This is a genomic window from Nocardia acidivorans NBRC 108247, assembly GCF_001625085.1.
GTDB classification, from domain to species: Bacteria; Actinomycetota; Actinomycetes; order Mycobacteriales; family Mycobacteriaceae; genus Nocardia; species Nocardia acidivorans.
In genome coordinates, this window is sequence record NZ_BDAW01000022.1 from 1 (window position 1) to 17,387 (window position 17,387).

General features: G+C 67.5%; 21 protein-coding genes. 17 read left to right on the plus strand and 4 right to left on the minus strand.

Annotation, left to right across the window (positions count from 1 at the left end; all coding sequences use genetic code 11):
* Positions 1-289 precede the first annotated feature (289 nt).
* The 13 genes from NA10_RS13250 to NA10_RS13310 all read left to right on the plus strand — a co-directional run bounded on the left by NA10_RS13250 (position 290) and on the right by NA10_RS13310 (position 11,778).
* Positions 290-1,159, plus strand: coding sequence for a hypothetical protein (locus NA10_RS13250; protein WP_067567889.1), 870 nt, complete (start codon positions 290-292; stop codon positions 1,157-1,159).
* A 25-nt stretch (positions 1,160-1,184) separates the two neighbouring features.
* Positions 1,185-2,852: an alpha-keto acid decarboxylase family protein gene (locus NA10_RS13255; protein ID WP_067567891.1), complete on the plus strand. Its 1,668-nt coding sequence runs from the start codon at positions 1,185-1,187 to the stop codon at positions 2,850-2,852.
* Between the two features lie 189 nt (positions 2,853-3,041).
* Positions 3,042-3,383: a 50S ribosomal protein L19 gene (gene rplS, locus NA10_RS13260; RefSeq protein WP_067567893.1), complete on the plus strand. Its 342-nt coding sequence runs from the start codon at positions 3,042-3,044 to the stop codon at positions 3,381-3,383.
* Between the two features lie 74 nt (positions 3,384-3,457).
* Positions 3,458-4,249 (plus strand): signal peptidase I, encoded by a 792-nt coding sequence (lepB, locus tag NA10_RS13265; protein WP_067567895.1) that lies wholly within the window; start codon positions 3,458-3,460, stop codon positions 4,247-4,249.
* A 78-nt stretch (positions 4,250-4,327) separates the two neighbouring features.
* Complete coding sequence (locus NA10_RS13270) at positions 4,328-5,020, plus strand: ribonuclease HII (protein ID WP_281180173.1); 693 nt, start codon at positions 4,328-4,330, stop codon at positions 5,018-5,020.
* A 43-nt stretch (positions 5,021-5,063) separates the two neighbouring features.
* Positions 5,064-5,369, plus strand: coding sequence for a DUF2469 domain-containing protein (locus NA10_RS13275; protein WP_067514125.1), 306 nt, complete (start codon positions 5,064-5,066; stop codon positions 5,367-5,369).
* Positions 5,370-5,454: 85 nt separating this feature from the next.
* Entirely contained in the window at positions 5,455-5,814 is a 360-nt protein-coding gene (locus NA10_RS13280) for a YraN family protein (protein WP_067567903.1), read from the plus strand.
* 1 nt (position 5,815) lies between these two features.
* Entirely contained in the window at positions 5,816-7,324 is a 1,509-nt protein-coding gene (locus tag NA10_RS13285) for a YifB family Mg chelatase-like AAA ATPase (protein ID WP_067567906.1), read from the plus strand.
* Positions 7,321-8,724: a DNA-processing protein DprA gene (gene dprA, locus NA10_RS13290; protein WP_084514593.1), complete on the plus strand. Its 1,404-nt coding sequence runs from the start codon at positions 7,321-7,323 to the stop codon at positions 8,722-8,724. Before NA10_RS13285 ends, dprA begins: the two co-directional genes overlap by 4 nt.
* A gap of 32 nt (positions 8,725-8,756) precedes the next feature.
* Positions 8,757-9,680 carry a tyrosine recombinase XerC gene (locus NA10_RS13295; protein ID WP_067567908.1) on the plus strand — a complete coding sequence of 308 codons (924 nt, stop codon included), beginning with the start codon at positions 8,757-8,759 and terminating at the stop codon, positions 9,678-9,680.
* Positions 9,677-10,477: an N-formylglutamate amidohydrolase gene (locus NA10_RS13300; RefSeq protein WP_067567909.1), complete on the plus strand. Its 801-nt coding sequence runs from the start codon at positions 9,677-9,679 to the stop codon at positions 10,475-10,477. The genes NA10_RS13295 and NA10_RS13300 overlap by 4 nt, the downstream gene beginning before the upstream one ends.
* Positions 10,478-10,561: 84 nt before the next feature.
* Positions 10,562-11,323: a siderophore-interacting protein gene (locus NA10_RS13305; protein ID WP_067567910.1), complete on the plus strand. Its 762-nt coding sequence runs from the start codon at positions 10,562-10,564 to the stop codon at positions 11,321-11,323.
* Positions 11,324-11,391: 68 nt separating this feature from the next.
* Complete coding sequence (locus NA10_RS13310; RefSeq protein ID WP_067568094.1) at positions 11,392-11,778, plus strand: GatB/YqeY domain-containing protein; 387 nt, start codon at positions 11,392-11,394, stop codon at positions 11,776-11,778.
* A gap of 456 nt (positions 11,779-12,234) precedes the next feature.
* Here the strand turns inward: NA10_RS13310 and NA10_RS13315 are convergent, their stop codons facing one another.
* Together NA10_RS13315 and NA10_RS13320 are read right to left on the minus strand one after the other, a co-directional pair.
* The gene (locus tag NA10_RS13315; protein ID WP_067568096.1) at positions 12,235-12,750 is read right to left on the minus strand and encodes a DUF1990 domain-containing protein; all 516 of its coding nucleotides are present in this window, start codon (positions 12,748-12,750) and stop codon (positions 12,235-12,237) included.
* 26 nt (positions 12,751-12,776) lie between these two features.
* Entirely contained in the window at positions 12,777-13,289 is a 513-nt protein-coding gene (locus NA10_RS13320; RefSeq protein ID WP_084514594.1) for a M23 family metallopeptidase, read from the minus strand.
* Between the two features lie 155 nt (positions 13,290-13,444).
* Between NA10_RS13320 and NA10_RS13325 the strand changes: the two genes are divergently transcribed.
* From NA10_RS13325 to tsf, 4 genes are all read left to right on the plus strand, one after another.
* A complete protein-coding gene (locus tag NA10_RS13325; protein ID WP_084514595.1) occupies positions 13,445-13,879 on the plus strand; it encodes a YidH family protein in 435 nt (144 codons plus the stop codon).
* Positions 13,876-14,196, plus strand: coding sequence for a DUF202 domain-containing protein (locus NA10_RS13330; protein WP_067567911.1), 321 nt, complete (start codon positions 13,876-13,878; stop codon positions 14,194-14,196). Before NA10_RS13325 ends, NA10_RS13330 begins: the two co-directional genes overlap by 4 nt.
* Positions 14,197-14,421: 225 nt before the next feature.
* Positions 14,422-15,282 carry a 30S ribosomal protein S2 gene (gene rpsB, locus NA10_RS13335; protein ID WP_067567912.1) on the plus strand — a complete coding sequence of 287 codons (861 nt, stop codon included), beginning with the start codon at positions 14,422-14,424 and terminating at the stop codon, positions 15,280-15,282.
* A 103-nt stretch (positions 15,283-15,385) separates the two neighbouring features.
* Complete coding sequence (gene tsf / locus NA10_RS13340) at positions 15,386-16,210, plus strand: translation elongation factor Ts (RefSeq protein ID WP_067567913.1); 825 nt, start codon at positions 15,386-15,388, stop codon at positions 16,208-16,210.
* Positions 16,211-16,335: 125 nt separating this feature from the next.
* On the opposite strand, the gene NA10_RS13345 is transcribed toward tsf, so the two are convergent.
* Both NA10_RS13345 and NA10_RS13350 read right to left on the minus strand, forming a co-directional pair.
* A complete protein-coding gene (locus tag NA10_RS13345; protein ID WP_067567915.1) occupies positions 16,336-16,575 on the minus strand; it encodes a hypothetical protein in 240 nt (79 codons plus the stop codon).
* A 228-nt stretch (positions 16,576-16,803) separates the two neighbouring features.
* A complete protein-coding gene (locus NA10_RS13350) occupies positions 16,804-17,205 on the minus strand; it encodes a cupin domain-containing protein (protein WP_067567917.1) in 402 nt (133 codons plus the stop codon).
* Positions 17,206-17,387: the final 182 nt, after the last annotated feature.

A 17,387-nucleotide genomic window follows, 5' to 3' on the forward strand; every position in this document is an offset into this window, starting at 1 on the left:
TGGGCAGGGCGGCGGTCGCCCGCAGGCCGCGCCCTCCGGCTCGATGGCCGATGCGCTGCGGCGGGCGGGCTTCGGCAAGTAATCGCGGTACCCGATCGGACAGGCCAACCATCGAAAGTGGTTGGCCTGTCCCGTTTGCCCGCCTGCACCCGATGCCGCCGCCCTGCCGTTCCCGGCGGTTCATCGCGGGGTCGATCGCACCGGGGAGAATAGCCCTGACGTGGGCATTCACAACCCATGGCTAGGCTCGGTATTGACCTTGTGGGCGAATCCCGGAGACGAGAGTGGCATGAGAGGTTTTCACCGGTGGTGGGAGGGCGACGTCATCGACAACGGCCGCCTGCCCCTGGCCTGCCTACTGCTCGGATTCATCATCGGCTTCATCCTGATCCGCATCAGCGTCCGGCTCATCCGTAAGCAGGTGCGCTGGTGGCCGGGCAATGTCCGCGCCGGTGACGTGCACATCCACCACATGGTCTTCGGCGTCATCCTGGTGCTGGGCTCGGGCGTGGGCCTGGTGACGCTGTACGACAGCAGCAGCGGTGTGGTCGGCGCGGTGGCGGCGGTGTTCGGGGTGGGTGCGGCGCTGGTGCTGGACGAGTTCGCGCTCATCTACTACTTGCGCGATGTGTACTGGGAGGAGCAGGGCCGCACCTCGGTCGACGCGGTTTTCGTCGCGGTCGCGGTGACGGGGTTTCTGCTGCTGGGTTTTCATCCGCTGTGGCTGCTGGACATCAATGATCTGCGCTCGGATCCGGGTATCGCCGAACGCGTGGTGATCGCCGTCTTCGCGGTGGTGAATCTGCTGCTCGCCGCGATCGTCATTGCCAAGGGCAAGATTTGGACCGGTCTGTTCGGCATGTTCTTCCCGCCGCTGCTGTTCGTCGGCGCGCTGCGCTTGAGTCGGCCCGGTGCGCCGTGGGCCCGATGGCGCTATGGCAATCGGCGCGGCCGGATGCGGCGCGCGATCGTGCGCGAACGCCGATACCGGCGGCCGGTGATCCGAGCCAAGATCTTCCTACAGGATCTGGTGGCCGGTAGCCCCGATGTCGCCCATGTGCGCCGTGCCGCCGAGGAAGAGTTGGTGCGCACCGTGGTGCCCGCGCCCTCCGCACCGCTACCCACGCCACACCTGGGTAGCCGAAAGACCGCTGACTGAGCGATCGGCATGCCAGGGTTTGAGCATGGGCTACGTTGTCGGCGATTACCTGCTCGATCGGCTCCACGAACTCGGAGTCACCGAAATATTCGGCGTACCGGGCGATTTCAACCTGCAATTCCTCGATCATGTGATCGAGCACCCGGGCCTGCGCTGGGTCGGCAGCGCCAATGAACTCAATGCCGGATACGCGGCCGACGGGTACGCCCGACTACGCGGGATCGGCGCGGTCGTGACCACCTACGGTGTCGGAGAGCTCAGCGCCGTCAACGCCATCGCGGGCAGCTACGCCGAACACGTCCCCGTCGTGCACATAGTCGGCGTCCCCGCCAAGGACATTCAGGCCAATCACCGGATCATTCATCACACGCTCGGGGACGGGGATTTCCACCACTTCCGCCGGATCGCGGCCGAGGTCACCTGCGCACAGGCCGATCTCGGCGCCGCCGACGCCTGCCAGGAGATCGACCGGGTGCTGAATTCGGTTCTGGTGCACCGCCGTCCGGGCTATCTCATGCTCGCCACCGATACCGCGCGCATGGAGGTCGGCCGGCCCACCGCGCGCCTGGAACCGCCCGCCGACTTCAGCAGCATCGGCGCGCGCGCCGCCTTCGCCGTCGCCGCACGCGACTTCCTCGCCGATCGCCGGGTGACGGTGCTGGCCGATGTCTTCGTCAATCGCATCGGCGCGACCGAACAACTGCGCGGTCTGCTCGCCTCCGGTGATCTGCCGTACGCCACGCTCGCCTGGGGCAAAACCCTCGTCGACGAATCGGCCCCGAACTTCCTGGGCGTCTACACCGGCGCCGCCTCACCCGAGACCGTGCGCGCCGCGGTCGAGGACACCGAACGCCTGGTGACCGTCGGCGTGCAGTACACCGACAGCATCACCGCCGGTTTCAGTCACCGCATCGACCCGCGCCGCACCATCGACATCGGCCCCGAGCGCACGGTCATCGCAGGTATCGACGCCTTCGCCCCGCTGTCGCTGACCGCCGCGCTGGAGATCCTCACCGATCTCACCGAGGAGTTCGCCGAACCCGATCGGACGGCCTCGACCGCAGACGCCATCCCGATGGTCACCGAGCCCAACGACACTCCGCTCACCCAGGCGACGCTCTGGCCGCTCATCGCCGGAGCCCTGGACAACGACAATGTGGTTGTCGCGGACCAGGGTTCGGCCTTCTTCGGCCTCGCGACCCTGCGCATGCCGACCGGCATCACCTTCCTGGGTCAGCCGCTCTGGGGTTCCATCGGCTATGCCCTGCCCGCCGCCCTGGGCGCGGGTCTGGCCTGCCCGGACCGGCGTCCGGTGCTGGTGATCGGCGACGGTGCGGCGCAGCTCTCCATCCAGGAGCTCGGCACCTGGATTCGCGAGCGCCTGACCGGGGTCATCGTCCTGGTCGACAATGACGGCTACGCCATCGAACGCGCCATCCACGGACCGAGCGCCCCGTACAACGACATCGCGCCCTGGCGCTGGTCCGAACTTCCGCACGCCTTCGGCGGCGACGAGGACTCGGTGCTGACTTTGCGCGCCACCACCGTCGGGGAACTCCGGGAATGCCTGGAGGTTGCCGCGGCGGCGCAGGACTGTCTGGTCTTCCTCCAGGTGGTCACCGGGCGCACCGACTACCCGCCGCTGGTCTCCGATATAGCGTCGGCCATCACCCGGGCGAACTCCCGCGCCTAGCCCCGACTACCTCGCCCTCAGCCCCGATTACAGGGGGTGCGGTCCGGTCTGGCACAATACTCAGGTTGCCTTGGGCGTTCGCATGCCCGGGCACCGCCCAATTATCCGGAGCACGAACCGGTAGAGCATCTCCCGCTCGGGAGGTAGCCGCCAGGTTCCTCTGTTCGCGCGAATCCAATAAGGACGGACATGAACACCCTCGACTTCGTCGACGAAAAGTCGCTGCGTAGCGACATCCCGGCTTTCCGCCCGGGTGACACGGTCAACGTGCACGTGAAGGTTATCGAAGGCAACAAGGAGCGCATCCAGGTCTTCAAGGGCGTCGTGATCCGCCGCCAGAACGGTGGCATCCGCGAGACCTTCACGGTGCGCAAGGTGTCGTTCGGTGTCGGCGTGGAGCGCACCTTCCCGGTGCACTCGCCGAACATCGACCACCTCGAGGTCGTCACCCGTGGTGACGTCCGCCGCGCGAAGCTGTACTACCTGCGCGATCTGCGTGGCAAGGCCGCGAAGATCAAGGAAAAGCGCTGAGCTAGCTTTTCGCCCAGAACGGCGAGTAGCCCGGCACCGCATGGTTCTTCGCGGTGCCGGGCTACTCTGTTCCGGTGGCAGACGAGAGCGAGTCGGTGACAGTGTCCGGTGCGGACGACGAGGGTCGGGCAGCGGATGCGCCGACCAGCAAGCCGAAGAAGAAGCAGCGGCCGTTCTGGCAGGAACTGCCGATGCTCATCGGTATTGCCGCGGTCATCACCGCGCTGGTCGTGACATTCATCGGCCGGCCCTATGTGATTCCGTCGCAGTCCATGGAGCCCACCCTGCACGGGTGCGCGGGCTGTACCGGCGACCGCATCTACGTGCAGAAGCTGAGCTACTACTTCGGTGATCCGAAGCCCGGTGATGTGGTGGTGTTCGTCGGCCCGACCGACGACTGGAACAAGCACTACACCTCCATCCGCTCGCGCAATGCCGTGGTGCGCGGCGTGCAGAACTTCCTCTCCTTCTTCGGCCTGGTGCCGCCGGATGAGAACGACCTGGTCAAGCGGGTGATCGCGACCGGCGGGCAGACCGTGCAGTGCTGTGACGCGCAGGGCCGCATCCTGGTCGACGGCAAGCCCTTGGACGAGCCGTACGTGAAGTTCAACAATCCGTTCGATCCGGCGCACCCGGATGTGCCGTTCAATGCCGGCGGTCGCGCCTTCGGGCCGATCAAGGTGCCCAACGGCAATCTCTGGGTGATGGGCGACAATCGCGCCGAATCCGCCGACTCCCGCTACCACATGCGTGACGAACTGCAGGGCACGGTTCCGGTCGATGATGTGCGCGGTAAGGCCGTCTACAAGATCTGGCCACTGGGCCGGATCGGATTCGTGAAGTCGCAAGACCCGCAATCCAACTGAGTACAGCGGGATAATCGACCGGTGGGGAAGATGGCGAACGGGTCCACACGTGGTGCGAAGCCACGGGGCGGCAAGGTGATTCAGCCGATCGAACGCGGCGACTGGCCGCCGCGCGTGGTCATGCGCAAGGCGGGCGGACTACGCACGCTCGAAGCCGCGTTGATTCGCAGCGGCCTCGGTCCCGTCGCCGGGGTCGACGAGGCGGGCCGCGGTCCGTCGGCGGGTCCACTGGTGGTGGCGGCCTGTCTGCTCGCGCCCAAGGCGTACACCTCACTGGCCGGACTGGACGACTCCAAGCGGCTGACCGAGGCGGCCCGCGAGGAGCTCTTCCCGATCATCAAACGGGTCGCGCTGGCCTGGAAAATCATCGTCATCCCCGCCTGGGAGATCGACGCCATCGGCATTCACGTAGCCAATATCGAGGGAATGCGGCGTGCGGTGGCGGGACTGGACCCGGTGCCCGGGTACGTTCTCACCGATGGGTTCCGGGTGCCGGGCATTCCGGTGCCGTCGTTGCCGGTGATCGGTGGCGACGCGTCGGCGGCCTGCATCGCCGCGGCGAGCGTGCTCGCCAAGGTCACCCGGGACCGGATGATGGTGCAGCTGGACGAGCAATTCCCCGGTTATGGATTCGCCGGTCACAAGGGCTACAACACGCCCGAACACACCGAGGCCCTACAGCGGCTGGGCATCACCCCGGAGCACCGCCGGTCCTGGCGCAATGTGCGCGAGACCGGCCGGGTGGCTACCGATACCGCGTATGCGGGATGATGTCTCTACACCCAGTTGGGCGACAAGGAGGACGTTCCACCCGATGAGCGCCGAGGATCTCGAGAAGTACGAAACCGAGATGGAACTCTCGCTATATCGCGAGTACAAGGACATCGTCGGCCAGTTCTCATATGTGGTGGAGACCGAGCGCCGCTTCTACCTGGCCAATACGGTCGAACTGCGGCCGCAGAACGCCGATGGCGAGGTGTACTTCGAGGTGCGCATGTCCGATGCGTGGGTCTGGGATATGTACCGGCCCGCCCGCTTCGTGAAGCATGTTCGCGTCATCACCTTCAAGGATGTCAATATCGAGGAGCTGGAGAAGCCTGACCTGCGGCTTCCGGAGTAGTCCACAGCTTTTCGCTATCCACAGGCAACCTGTTTCCGCAGGTCGGCATGGCCGGGTCCGCTTCGGGCCCGGCCATGCTGGCGTCATGGGAGACAATCTCGCGCTCGGAGCGCACGGGGAGGAGTTGGCGGCGCGGTACCTGAGCGCCGCCGGTATGGAGATCGTTGCCCGCAATTGGCGATGCCGGTACGGGGAACTGGATCTGATCGGCCGGGACGGTGACGGCGTCACCGCCTTCGTCGAGGTGAAGACGCGCCGCGGTTTCGGCTTCGGCCCGCCCGCCGAGGCCGTCACGTTTCTGAAGCAGCAGCGCATCCGGCGACTGGCCCTGCTGTGGCTGCACGAACAGCAGGGGCCGTGGCACCGGGTCCGGTTCGACGTGGTGTCGGTGCTCATGCGCCCCGGCGTCGAACCGGTGGTGGAACACCTCAAGGGGGTGTTCTGAAATGCCTTTGGGGAGAGCGTTTTCCGTGGCGGTGGCCGGGGTGGACGGGCAACTGGTGGAGATCGAGGCCGATATCGGCCAGGGTTTGCCCTCGGTACACCTGGTGGGCCGACCCGATACGACATTGCAGGAATCACGCGACCGGGTCCGCGCGGCCGTCAGCAATACGGGGGAGAAATGGCCAGACGGCCGGGTGGTCCTGGCCCTGTCCCCGGCGACCCTGCCCAAGGTCGGCAGCGTCTACGACCTGGCTTTGGCGGCGGCCGTATTGGACGCGGCGGGGTCGATCCCCTCGCAGCGACTGGCCGATACGGTACTGCTGGGTGAACTGGCCCTGGACGGCCGGGTCCGCCGCGTACGCGGCATCCTGCCCGCCGTACTCGCCGCCCGCACGGCCGGTCGCGGCACCGTCGTGGTGCCCACCGCCGCCCTGCCCGAGGCCGGTTTGGTGAACGGCATCCGCGTCCTGGGCGCCGCCAGCCTGGGCGAGCTGGTCGACTGGCTGCGCGGCGCCGGCGAACTGGCCCCGCCCGAACCCGCCGCCCCACCCCTCATCCCGCCCACGGGTGACCTGCGCGAGGTGGTCGGCCAGGACGAAGCCCGCTGGGCGCTGGAGGTGGCCGCCGCCGGTGGCCATCACCTGCTGCTGACGGGCCCACCCGGCATAGGCAAAACCATGCTGGCACAACGCCTCCCGGGCCTGCTGCCACCCCTGCGCGAACGCGAGTCCTTGGAGGTGACGGCCATCCACTCGGTGGCGGGCATCCTCTCGGACGACCACCCGCTCATCTTCTCGCCACCCTTCGTCGCCCCGCACCATTCGTCGTCGGTGGCCGCGATGATCGGCGGCGGTTCGGGTTCGGCCCGCCCGGGCGCGGCCAGCTGTGCCCATCGCGGCGTCCTGTTCCTGGACGAATGCGCCGAGATCGGGACGAAGGTTCTCGAGGCGCTGCGAACTCCCTTGGAGGAGGGCGAAGTTCGTATCGCCCGCCGCGACGGCGTGGCTCGCTACCCCGCTCGGTTCCAGTTGGTGCTGGCCGCAAACCCTTGTCCGTGCGCCCCGGCTCGCGATATCGACTGCATCTGTGCGCCTTTGGCCCGCCGCCGATATTTGGGCAAACTCTCCGGCCCGCTGCTCGACCGCATCGACCTCGCGGTGCAAATGCACGCCCAAGCCGCGGGCGCCTTCAGCGGTGAGGAAGTAGAGAGCAGCGAGGTGGTCCGAGCCCGAGTCGCCGTCGCCCGCGACGCCGCGGCCGAACGCTGGTCCGCCCTCGGCCTGTCCACCAATGCCGAAGTCCCCGGCCACATCCTGCGTCAGAAATTCCGCCTCCCCCGCGAGGCCCTCGCCCCGGTCGAGAACGCCCTCCGCCACGGCCGCATGTCCGCCCGCGGCGCGGACCGAGCCATACGGGTCGCCTGGACCGTATGCGACCTCCGCGGCGGCCACCTCCCCACCGCCCAGGACGTCCTGCAAGCCTTGAACTTCCGCCAGCGAGGTGCGGCATGACCGCCCCGTCGACCGGTGCCGATGACACCGCCCGCAGCCACGGCGGTGCGCCCGATGCCACGCCCGCGCAAGCCCGGACGGGGTCGATCGAAGCGGTCCGGGCCGGCGCGAGCGACACCACTGCCACCGGAGCGGCTGCTCGTTCCGATACCGAGGCGGTCGATTCCCACCGCCTCGGTATCGAAGACGCCGATGTTCGGCGGCTGGCCTGGGTCTATCTGTCGCGGGTTGTCGAAGGCCCCTGTGCGGCACTGTCTTCGCTGATCGAGTCGGTCGGGGTGGTCGAGGCGGCCCGTGCGGTTCGGGAGTGCGCGCTGCCGGAGGTGCTGCGCGGGCCCACCGAGGCGCGGCGTGGGATCGACCGGGCCGAAGCGGATATGGCGTTGATGGCGCGGCTCGGCGGGCGGGTGGTGACGCCCGATGATGAGGAGTGGCCCGCTTGGCGGATGCTGGGGTTGCGGCAGTTGGATCCGGAGCAGGATGAAGCGGCCGCGGTGCCGCTGGTGCTGTGGGTGCGGGGGCCGCGGTCGCTGATGGAGTGCACCGAGCGGGCGGTGGCGGTGGTGGGGGCACGGTGCAGTACCGGGTACGGGAATCACGCCACCGGGGAGATCGCGGGGGAGTTGGCGGTGCGGGGGTGGACGGTGGTGTCCGGTGCGGCCTTCGGTATCGACGGGATGGCGCACCGGGCCGCGCTCGGGGTCGGTGGTTGCACCATCGCGGTACTGGGGTGCGGGGTGGATCGTCCGTATCCGGTGCAGCACGATCAGCTGTTGGCCGAGATCGCCACCAGCGGACTGGTTGTCAGTGAGTATCCGCCCGGTACCTCGGCGCGTAAGCATCATTTCCTGGCGCGCAATCGGCTCATCGCCGCCTTGGCGGATACGGTCGTGGTGGTGGAGGCCGGCGCCCGGAGCGGGGCTCGCAATACCGTGAAATGGACTCGCCGCCTCGGCCGTCCGGCGCTGGCGGTTCCCGGTCCCATCACCTCGGCGGCCTCGGTGGGTTGTCACCGGATGATTCGGGATGGGGAGGCGTTTCTGGTGACCAGTGCCGCCGACATCCTCGATGAGGCCGGGCCGCTTCGACTCTCCCTGCCGACAACGGTTTCGGCCGCGCCGGAGGACGATCTCTCCGATGAGGAGGCATTGGTCTACGCGGCTTTGCCCGCGGCGGGGGCACGGGTGGCGCGCTCACTCATTGCCGAGACCGGGCTCTCGCTTGCGGCCGTGCGCGCGACGCTGACGGCGCTGGAAATCGCGGGCCTGATCGCGTGCGATGACTCCGGGTGGTATCGCCTCGCCCAATCCACCACGCGGGGTGCGCCAGCCATCGTGGCCGAGCGCGACCGCAACCGCCGCGGGCGCGACCGCGGCACCGTCAGCGGCGCGGGGGCTTGATTTGCCGGGTGGGGGAGGGGAACGGTGGGGGGATGAGCGGATTGCCGGAGGATTTGGAGGGGTTGCTGGTCGAGTACGGACGGCATCTGCGGTTGGGGCGGAATCGGTCGGAGCATACGGTTCGGGCCTATGTCGGGGATGCGCGGTCGCTACTGGAACATTTGGTGGAGCGGGCGGCGGATTCCGGTGTGGGGGAGGTGGATTTGGCACTACTGCGGTCGTGGCTGGCGGTGCTGGCCGCGGGCGGCGCGGCCCGCACCACCATGGCGCGCCGGACCTCCTCGGCCCGCACCTTCACCGCCTGGCTGACCCATACGGGCAGGTTGTCGGTGGATCCGGGTCCTCGGCTGGGCTCGCCCAAGGCCCATCGGGTGCTCCCCGCGGTACTCGGCCGGGACCAGGCGCGAGCGGCCATGGACGCGGCGGAATCGGGTGCGGCCCAGCATGATCCGATGGCGCTACGGGACCGCCTGATCGTGGAGATGCTGTACGCCACCGGAATTCGGGTGAGTGAATTGGTCGGGCTCGATATCGAGGACGTGGATCGGGAGCGACGGTTGGTGCGGGTACTGGGCAAAGGCAACAGGGAGCGGGCGGTGCCCTTCGGCGGCCCCGCCGATCAGGCGTTGGACGCCTGGCTGCGGTTCGGCCGCGCCGCCCTGGCGACACCGGAATCCGGTCGGGCCCTGCTGCTCGGCCGACGCGGTCGGCGGCTCGACCCGCGCCAGGCCAGAACCGTTGTGCACGAGGTGATCTCCGCGATTCCCGGAGCGCCGGATATGGGCCCGCACGGTTTCCGGCACACCGCCGCCACCCATCTGCTGGAGGGCGGGGCCGATCTGCGGGTGGTGCAGGAGATCCTCGGCCATGCCAGCCTGGCCACCACCCAGCTCTATACGCACGTCTCGATCGATCGCCTGAAGAAGGTGCACGATCAGGCCCATCCGCGCGCATGATCACGGCGGCGATTCCCGACTCGATCGAAGTGCTGCCCGGCGCGGCGGATTCGCCGGTGATCCTGCACGTCCCGCACTCCTCGCGGGTGATTCCGCCCACCGTTCGCAGCGGAATCATCCTCGACGACCGGGCGCTGACCCGCGAACTCGACCACATCACCGATGCGCACACCGCTCACCTGGCCGCCACCGCCGCCGCGCTGTCCGCCACGCGCCCCTGGCAATTCGTGAACCGGCTGTCGCGCCTGGTCATCGACCCGGAACGCTTCCCCGACGAGCGCGAGGAAATGCTCGCCGTCGGCATGGGCGCGGTCTACACCCGCACCACGCACCGGGACCTGTTGCGCCTCGAGGATTTCGATCCCACGCCGCTCCTGGATCGCTACTTCCACCCGTATGCGCGGGCAATGACCGATGCGGTCACCGACCGGCTGCGGGCAACCGGCCGCGCGGTGATCATCGATGTGCACTCGTACCCCACCGCCCCCCTGCCCTACGAACTGCACGGCGACGGCGACCGCCCGCCGATCTGCCTCGGCGTCGACGATTTCCACACCCCACCCGACCTGAAAGCCCATGCCGCAGCGGCCTTCGCCGACTTCGGCGGCATCGGAATCAACAGCCCGTTCGCGGGAACCTATGTCCCGCTGGCCCACTACGGCATAGATCGACGCGTCTCCGCGTTGATGGTGGAGATTCGCCGCGACACCTACATGTACGAGCCCGGTGGTGCGCCGGGACCGGGTCTGGAGCACCTGGCCCGCGCACTGGCTTCCCTGGTCGAGAAGGTGTCGTAATCGACGATCTATCGGAGCTCTATCGACGAACGGTCGGAGCACGTGCTAGGTTTAGTTAGGTAATCCTAATAATGGAGGTGCCCCATGGCTCGCGTCCGTACAACCTTTGTCGTCCAGAACACCATCCGCCTCTCGGAGCACCTGATCCGCGTGCACCTCGGCGGCCCCGGCTTCGCAGCCTTCCAGCCCAACGGTTTCACCGACGCCTACGTCAAACTGGCCTTCCCCGGCGCCGATGGCGACATCATGCGCACCTACACCGTGCGCTCGATCGACCCCGCCGCCCAGGAGATCGCCATCGACTTCGTCTACCACGGTGACGAGGGCGTAGCCGGTCCCTGGGCCGTCGCCGCCGAACCGGGCGACACCATCGACCTACTCGGCCCCGGCGGCGCCTACGCCCCCCGCGCGGACGCCGACTGGCACCTGCTCGCCGGCGACGACTCCGCCCTGCCCGCCATAGCCGCCGCGTGCGCCGCCCTTCCCGGCGATGCCGTCGGCCGCGTCTTTGTCGAAGTCTCCGCCCCCGCGGACGAACTCGCCTTCGTCCACCCCGAGGGCGTGGAACTCACCTGGATCCACCGCGGCGACGCCGATCCCGGCGAACGCCTGGCCGCCGCCGTCCGCGCCGAACCCTGGCTGGACGGCCAGCCCCACGTATTCATCCACGGCGAAGCACAAGCCGTCATGGACGACCTCCGCCCCTACATCCGCAAGGAACGCGGCATCACCGCCGAATGGGCATCGATCTCCGGCTACTGGCGTCGCGGCCGCACCGAAGAGGGCTTCCGCCGCTGGAAGTCCGAACTGGCAGAAAGCGAAAAGGGCACCCCCGCAGGCGTTTAACGCACACCCCAGCGGCGACCGCGGAATATGTTCGACGAAGCCCCCCGCCACCCGTAGCGTCGATGATCATGACGACCGAACACCCCGCCGACCTCCCACCCCTGCGCGACCGCCTCCGCACCGCATTACCGGTGGCCATGAAGGCCCGTGATCGAAGCGCCACCGCCGCACTGCGATCCGCGCTGGCAGCGATCGACAATGCCGAGGCCGTCGACGCATCGGACGTCACCGCGGGCGCGATCGAGTCCAGCGCAGTCGGATTGGGCACCGCCGAGCGCGCCCGCCGGGTGTTGACCGAAGCCGATATCGTCTCGATCGTCCGAGCGGAGATAGACGACCGCCGCACCGCCGCAACGGAATACGACGCCCACAGCGGCGGAGCCGACCGTGCTGAGACATTGCGCGCCGAGGCGAACACCCTGGAGGGTTTCCTCGGTGGGGGAGCAAGAGATTAAAGACCAAAAGATAGAGACGCCAGGACGAGAAAGAACAAGACCAAAAAGAATTAAGACAGGAAAAACAAGGCAAAGAGGACAAGGCTCAAGGGTCGGGTGTCGCTTTCGTCTTAATCCCTCGACGTGCATGTAACCACGCGGGGGTCCTCTCGGCGTTTACCACGCCTGATTACATGCACGTCGATGTCAACCCGTGGAGGCCCACCTTTTTCAGTGCCGAGGGCTGGAACGGGCGTTATCGGGCGTACCCGCCCACCTCCAAACGCAACGACAGCCAGTCGACCCGGCTGGAAGTGTGAATGTATTCCCAAGCCCGGGAGCTAAATCCGGGTACGGCTCCCAGCCCGTCCCCACTGCCTGATCTTCTCTGCCAGCCAGTGCGTACACCGACCAAGTCGACCCGACCCACGCATGGGTCGGCCACCTCTTCTCCCGTACGAACCCGGGGCAATGGTTTCAACGAGCCCGAAGCACCCCGATATACCGACGAGCAACCCACCGCTGAACCATCCGAACCACCGGCCCCCCGATCCTGGTATACCAAGCCCCCGCCCGCGAAAACGCAGCAACCACCCCGTACACCGAGTCATCCCCAGCGTCGTACTCGACCGCGAACAACTCCTCCCCAATCTCCGGATGCCCGGGCAGCGTCCCATACGCGAACCCCCGCCGATCGCTTTCCTCCACCACATACACCACCCGGCACGGCGCGGTGATCCGGATCGGCCCCACCCCGAGACGAACGGTCAATTCGGTGCCCGGCTCGGCCGTAGCCGTACTGGCCCAGGCGAAAATACCCGTCCCACGCTGCATTTCGTAGCCGAGAATCTGCGCCCCCGCCCGGTCAAACAACGCTCGCCCCGAACCGATGCGGAGCCGAAGCCGGAAATGGTGGTAGCCCGGCGGGAAGTCACCCGCGGTGGCTCCGACCTCGGAGTACGTGAACGGAGCCGAAGCGGTTTCGTGCGACATGCCTTCATCCTGGCCCCACCCGCTCATCATCCGACGGTCGACTCCAGAGGTTTGAGTCGAATCGGCGTCTGATGAATCAGTCCCAGTGGATTCAGATACTCACGGCCCCGCCGCACCCCCCAATGCAGGCAGGCGCTGACCGGGCACCCCGCATGCCCGCGATCCAGCGTCCCGATCTCCGTGCCACGATTCACCCTGCGCCCCACCGGAATTGAGGACGTCACCGGCTCGTAGGTGGTGCGCAGCCCGCCCGGATGATCGATGGACAGCACCGGTTTACCCGCGACCGTCCCCACGAAGACCACCGTCCCGCCACCCGCGGCCAGCACCTGCTGTCCGGCCGAACCGGCCAGGTCCACCCCGCGATGCCCCGGCAGCCAGTTCTGCTCCGGTTTGTCGAACGCGCGCACCACTGCGGGGCGCGGCCGTAGCGGCCAGTCGAATCCGTCCGATGCTGCCGGGCATTCCGGTGCGAACAGCAGCGGCCCGAGCAGCAGTACGGGCAACCAGCCGAGGGCGATCGACACGATCAGGCGCATGCGTTCACTGTGCGCGTTCGCCCCTTGCCCCCGACTACCGTGAGAGGCGAATGTGGATAGCCCCGCGATGTGAATACCGCATGGTTGAAACCCTCGAAAGTGCCTCTAACCGGCGTTGTTCAACAGCTCGCCGGTAGCGGAGAAGGAGAACGCCGATGGGCTCCGCCGACCCGTCCGGAAATCCCGCGAAGTCGGACGAGACCGCTGTGGACCGGGAGATCGCCGCGGCCGAGGCTCGGGTCGAACAGCTCATCGAGGTCGAGGAACAGGAGCTCGACTACCGCTTCACCCTCGCCAACGAACGCACCTTCCTGGCCTGGATGCGCACGGCGCTCGGCCTGCTCGCCGGTGGTGTGGCGGTGCATGAGCTCGTGAAACCCTTCCGCCCTCACGGAGTTCGCTCGGCGGTTGCCGTCAGCTGCATCGTGCTCGCCTGTGTGATCGCGCTCGGCGCGTACGGCCGCTGGCGGCATGTGCAGGCGGCGATGGAGCGCGGCGGCACGCTCCCGCGCACCCTCATGGTCCCCATCCTGGCCGGCGGCATCGCGGTGATCGCGGTGCTGGCGGGCATCGGCCTGCTGCTGTCGTGACCGGTCCGGGGGCGGGTCTGGCCGCCGAGCGCACCGCCCTGGCTTGGCGTCGCACCGCCATCGCGGCGATGGCCGATGCGGTGCTGTTTCTCAAGGCCGGTTTCGACAGTGATCGGCGTCCGGTCACGGTGGCTGAATTCTTCGCCTGTATCGCATTGTTGTTGGTCGCGGCGGTGTGCGTGCGTCGCGGTCAAGTCCTGCATTCACATCGCGAGGGCGACTGGAACAATGGTGCGCGAGGCATTCGCGCGGTAGCGGTCTCGGTGTCGGCCGTCGCGGTGCTGCTCGCGGTCGAATACGCCGTCCTGGGAAAGTGATTATCCCCAGGCCAGCGCCCTGTCGCAGGGCCGATTTCGGTCCTGGATGACGGCACCGTAAACTGATCCAGCGGTTTGCTTTTACGCAACCCGACTTCGCGCGCCCACATCGACGGTCGTCGGCTGGTCCCCCAGATTTCTTGTGGAGGTTCCGGTGGCCGTGGGCGCCAGGGCAGAGATCGCCGATCCCTGCGTCAACCAGCAATGAAAGGTAGTTACGGGGCCATGCCTGTCGTAACAATGAGGCAGCTGCTCGACAGCGGCGCGCACTTCGGACACCAGACCCGTCGTTGGAACCCGAAGATGAAGCGTTTCATCTTCACCGACCGCAACGGCATCTACATCATCGATCTGCAGCAGACGCTGACCTACATCGACAAGGCCTACGAGTTCGTCAAGGAGACTGTCGCCCACGGTGGCACCGTCCTCTTCGTCGGTACCAAGAAGCAGGCCCAGGAGTCGATCGCGGCCGAGGCCACTCGCGTCGGTATGCCCTACGTGAACCAGCGCTGGCTGGGCGGCATGCTCACCAACTTCGGCACCGTGCACAAGCGCCTTCAGCGTATGAAGGAGCTCGAGGCCATGGAGCAGACCGGTGGCTTCGAGGGTCGCACCAAGAAGGAAATCCTCATGCTGACGCGTGAGAAGAACAAGCTCGAGCGCACCCTGGGCGGCATCCGGGACATGGCCAAGGTGCCTTCGGCCATCTGGGTTGTCGACACCAACAAGGAGCACATCGCCGTCGGTGAGGCTCGCAAGCTGAACATCCCGGTCATCGCGATCCTGGACACCAACTGCGATCCCGACCTGGTCGACTACCCGATCCCGGGTAACGACGACGCGATCCGTTCGGCCGCGCTGCTCACCCGCGTGGTGGCGTCCGCCGTCGCCGAGGGTGTGCAGGCTCGTGCCGCGCGCGCCGGTGGCGACTCCAAGCCCGAGGCCGCCGAGCCGCTGGCCGAGTGGGAGCAGGAACTGCTGTCGTCGGCCACCCCGGCCGCCGAGGCCGAGGCTCCTGCCGTCGAGACCGCCGCTGAGGCCGCGGTTGCCGAGGTTCCCCCGGCTTCCACCCCGGCTGATTTCTGAGTCGCGTCCTAACGACGTTCGTTCACCCTGCCGCCCCTTCCCGTTCGGAAGCGGGCGGCAAGGTGTGACCACCACAGACCAACACTGAGGAGGCTCGCCCAACATGGCGAACTACACCGCCGCTGACGTGAAGAAGCTTCGCGACCTCACCGGCTCCGGCATGATGGACTGCAAGCGGGCGCTCGAGGAGACCGACGGCGACTTCGAGAAGGCCGTCGAGATCCTGCGCATCAAGGGCGCCAAGGACGTCGGCAAGCGCGCTGAGCGCGCCACCGCCGAAGGTCTGGTCACCGCCCTCGACGGCGTGCTGATCGAGATCAACTCCGAGACCGACTTCGTCGCCAAGAACGCGGAGTTCCAGGAGCTGGCCAACGCTGTCGTCGCGGCTGCCGCGAAGGCTCGTCCGGCCGACCTGGACGCACTCAAGGCTGTCGACCTGGGCGGCAAGACCGCCGATCAGGCCGTGCAGGAGCTGGCCGCCAAGATCGGCGAGAAGCTCGAGCTGCGTCGCGTCGTCTCCTACGACGGCCCCGTCGCGACCTACCTGCACAAGCGTGCCACCGATCTGCCCCCCGCCGTCGGCGTGCTGGTGCAGTACACCGGTGACAGCGAAGCCGCCGCCGAGGCTGCCCGCGCCGCCGCCATGCAGGTCGCCGCGCTCAAGGCCAAGTACGTCACCCGCGAAGAGGTCCCCGCCGACCTCGTCGAGAAGGAGCGTTCGATCGCCGAGGCGACCGCTCGCGAAGAGGGCAAGCCCGAGGCCGCCCTCCCGAAGATCACCGAAGGTCGCGTCAACGGCTTCTACAAGGACGTCGTCCTGCTGGAGCAGCCGTCGGTCACCGACAGCAAGAAGACCGTGAAGCAGCTCCTGGACGAAGCCGGTGCCGTCGTCACCGCCTTCTCCCGCTTCGAGGTCGGCCAGGCGTAATTCGCCTGCCAAACCCCAAAAGGCCCCTCGCCCATCGGATTCCGATGAGTGAGGGGCCTTTTGTCATGCATACTCCCGGTGCCCGTACCGCGCCGGCGCGCGGCGGTGGTTCCGTCCGGTTTTTGTCAGCCTATGGGCCCGCAGATCATTGCCAGGGGGTTGCAGCTGGTGCTTCCGCTGGTGAGATACGTGAGGACCTTGTCCAGGAAGTAGGTCCCGCTGCCGGTGCTCGCGCTTCCGGTGGGTGAGGTGGCGACTGTTTGGGGGGAGGGGTCGGCGGCGGCTTGCCCGGCGGTAGTGATCAGTGTGGCGGCGAGGGCGGCGGCGGCGAAGGCGGTTCGGATGGTTCGGTTTTGGAGGATCATGGGTCGCGATCCTATTCGAAATGGTCGCATTTCTGACTGGTTCGCCGGCCCATAGTTTCCCGGGCTGGATATATGAGAAACATTGCGGTACAAGAGCTTTGGGTCACTCCGCAGAACGGTTCCGGAGGTGTGAGCTGGTGGATGTCGTGCACCGGGCGCGGCTCGCCGATCAGATCCGGGGTGGCTTCGCCTGAGAGCAGCAGCTCGCTGAGTTCGGCGAAGTACTTCTCATGGCCCGATGGGGTGGCCAGGAAGAGCCTCTTGGCCGTGGATGTGCCCGGGTTGTGGAAGGCGTGCGGGCAGCCCGCCGGGACGTGCGTGAAAGCGCCTGGGCCGCCGCGGAATACGGTCATACCGTCTTCGGCCTGCCAGGTGGTCCAGTCGCCGACGGGGTCGGCGGCGGGGGTAGAAGGCCAGCAGGTCGAGTTCGCCTTCGGCGACGTAGAAGATCTCCTCGGCGTGGCCGTGCCGGTGGGCGCCCACGTCGAAGCCGGGCGGGACCTCGGCTTCGAAGGCGGACCAGATGTCGGAGCCGTCCGCGCCCACCTCGAGGGTCATGGTGGGCTGAACCTTCTCGCTCGCCCCGGTTGGCAGCAGTAGGCCGATGCTGGCCAGCAGTCCGTCGGTCATGGTGGCTCCTCAGAGTTCCAGTCGTGCCGCTCTTCGGCCGCGACCGCCTCGAGGCTGATATTGCCCCCCGACGTCATGGTTCAGCATCGGGAAGACGCCGTGGACGCCTTCCAGGGCCTGGTCGCCGATCTGAGCGACGCCAGTCCGGAATTCCGGCGCTGGTTGGTGGTCGGAGTACCCGA

What these genes read in the sequence shown, in the direction of transcription:
- NA10_RS13250 (WP_067567889.1), top strand. Translation starts at nt 290, where the DNA reads ATGAGAGGTTTTCACCGGTGGTGGGAGGGCGACGTCATCGACAACGGC.
- NA10_RS13255 (WP_067567891.1), top strand. Translation starts at nt 1,185, where the DNA reads ATGGGCTACGTTGTCGGCGATTACCTGCTCGATCGGCTCCACGAACTC.
- rplS (WP_067567893.1), top strand. Translation starts at nt 3,042, where the DNA reads ATGAACACCCTCGACTTCGTCGACGAAAAGTCGCTGCGTAGCGACATC.
- NA10_RS13275 (WP_067514125.1), top strand. Translation starts at nt 5,064, where the DNA reads ATGAGCGCCGAGGATCTCGAGAAGTACGAAACCGAGATGGAACTCTCG.
- NA10_RS13280 (WP_067567903.1), top strand. Translation starts at nt 5,455, where the DNA reads ATGGGAGACAATCTCGCGCTCGGAGCGCACGGGGAGGAGTTGGCGGCG.
- NA10_RS13285 (WP_067567906.1), top strand. Translation starts at nt 5,816, where the DNA reads ATGCCTTTGGGGAGAGCGTTTTCCGTGGCGGTGGCCGGGGTGGACGGG.
- dprA (WP_084514593.1), top strand. Translation starts at nt 7,321, where the DNA reads ATGACCGCCCCGTCGACCGGTGCCGATGACACCGCCCGCAGCCACGGC.
- NA10_RS13295 (WP_067567908.1), top strand. Translation starts at nt 8,757, where the DNA reads ATGAGCGGATTGCCGGAGGATTTGGAGGGGTTGCTGGTCGAGTACGGA.
- NA10_RS13300 (WP_067567909.1), top strand. Translation starts at nt 9,677, where the DNA reads ATGATCACGGCGGCGATTCCCGACTCGATCGAAGTGCTGCCCGGCGCG.
- NA10_RS13305 (WP_067567910.1), top strand. Translation starts at nt 10,562, where the DNA reads ATGGCTCGCGTCCGTACAACCTTTGTCGTCCAGAACACCATCCGCCTC.
- NA10_RS13310 (WP_067568094.1), top strand. Translation starts at nt 11,392, where the DNA reads ATGACGACCGAACACCCCGCCGACCTCCCACCCCTGCGCGACCGCCTC.
- NA10_RS13315 (WP_067568096.1), bottom strand. Translation starts at nt 12,750, where the DNA reads ATGTCGCACGAAACCGCTTCGGCTCCGTTCACGTACTCCGAGGTCGGA.
- NA10_RS13320 (WP_084514594.1), bottom strand. Translation starts at nt 13,289, where the DNA reads ATGCGCCTGATCGTGTCGATCGCCCTCGGCTGGTTGCCCGTACTGCTG.
- NA10_RS13325 (WP_084514595.1), top strand. Translation starts at nt 13,445, where the DNA reads ATGGGCTCCGCCGACCCGTCCGGAAATCCCGCGAAGTCGGACGAGACC.
- rpsB (WP_067567912.1), top strand. Translation starts at nt 14,422, where the DNA reads ATGCCTGTCGTAACAATGAGGCAGCTGCTCGACAGCGGCGCGCACTTC.
- tsf (WP_067567913.1), top strand. Translation starts at nt 15,386, where the DNA reads ATGGCGAACTACACCGCCGCTGACGTGAAGAAGCTTCGCGACCTCACC.
- NA10_RS13345 (WP_067567915.1), bottom strand. Translation starts at nt 16,575, where the DNA reads ATGATCCTCCAAAACCGAACCATCCGAACCGCCTTCGCCGCCGCCGCC.
- NA10_RS13350 (WP_067567917.1), bottom strand. Translation starts at nt 17,205, where the DNA reads ATGACCGACGGACTGCTGGCCAGCATCGGCCTACTGCTGCCAACCGGG.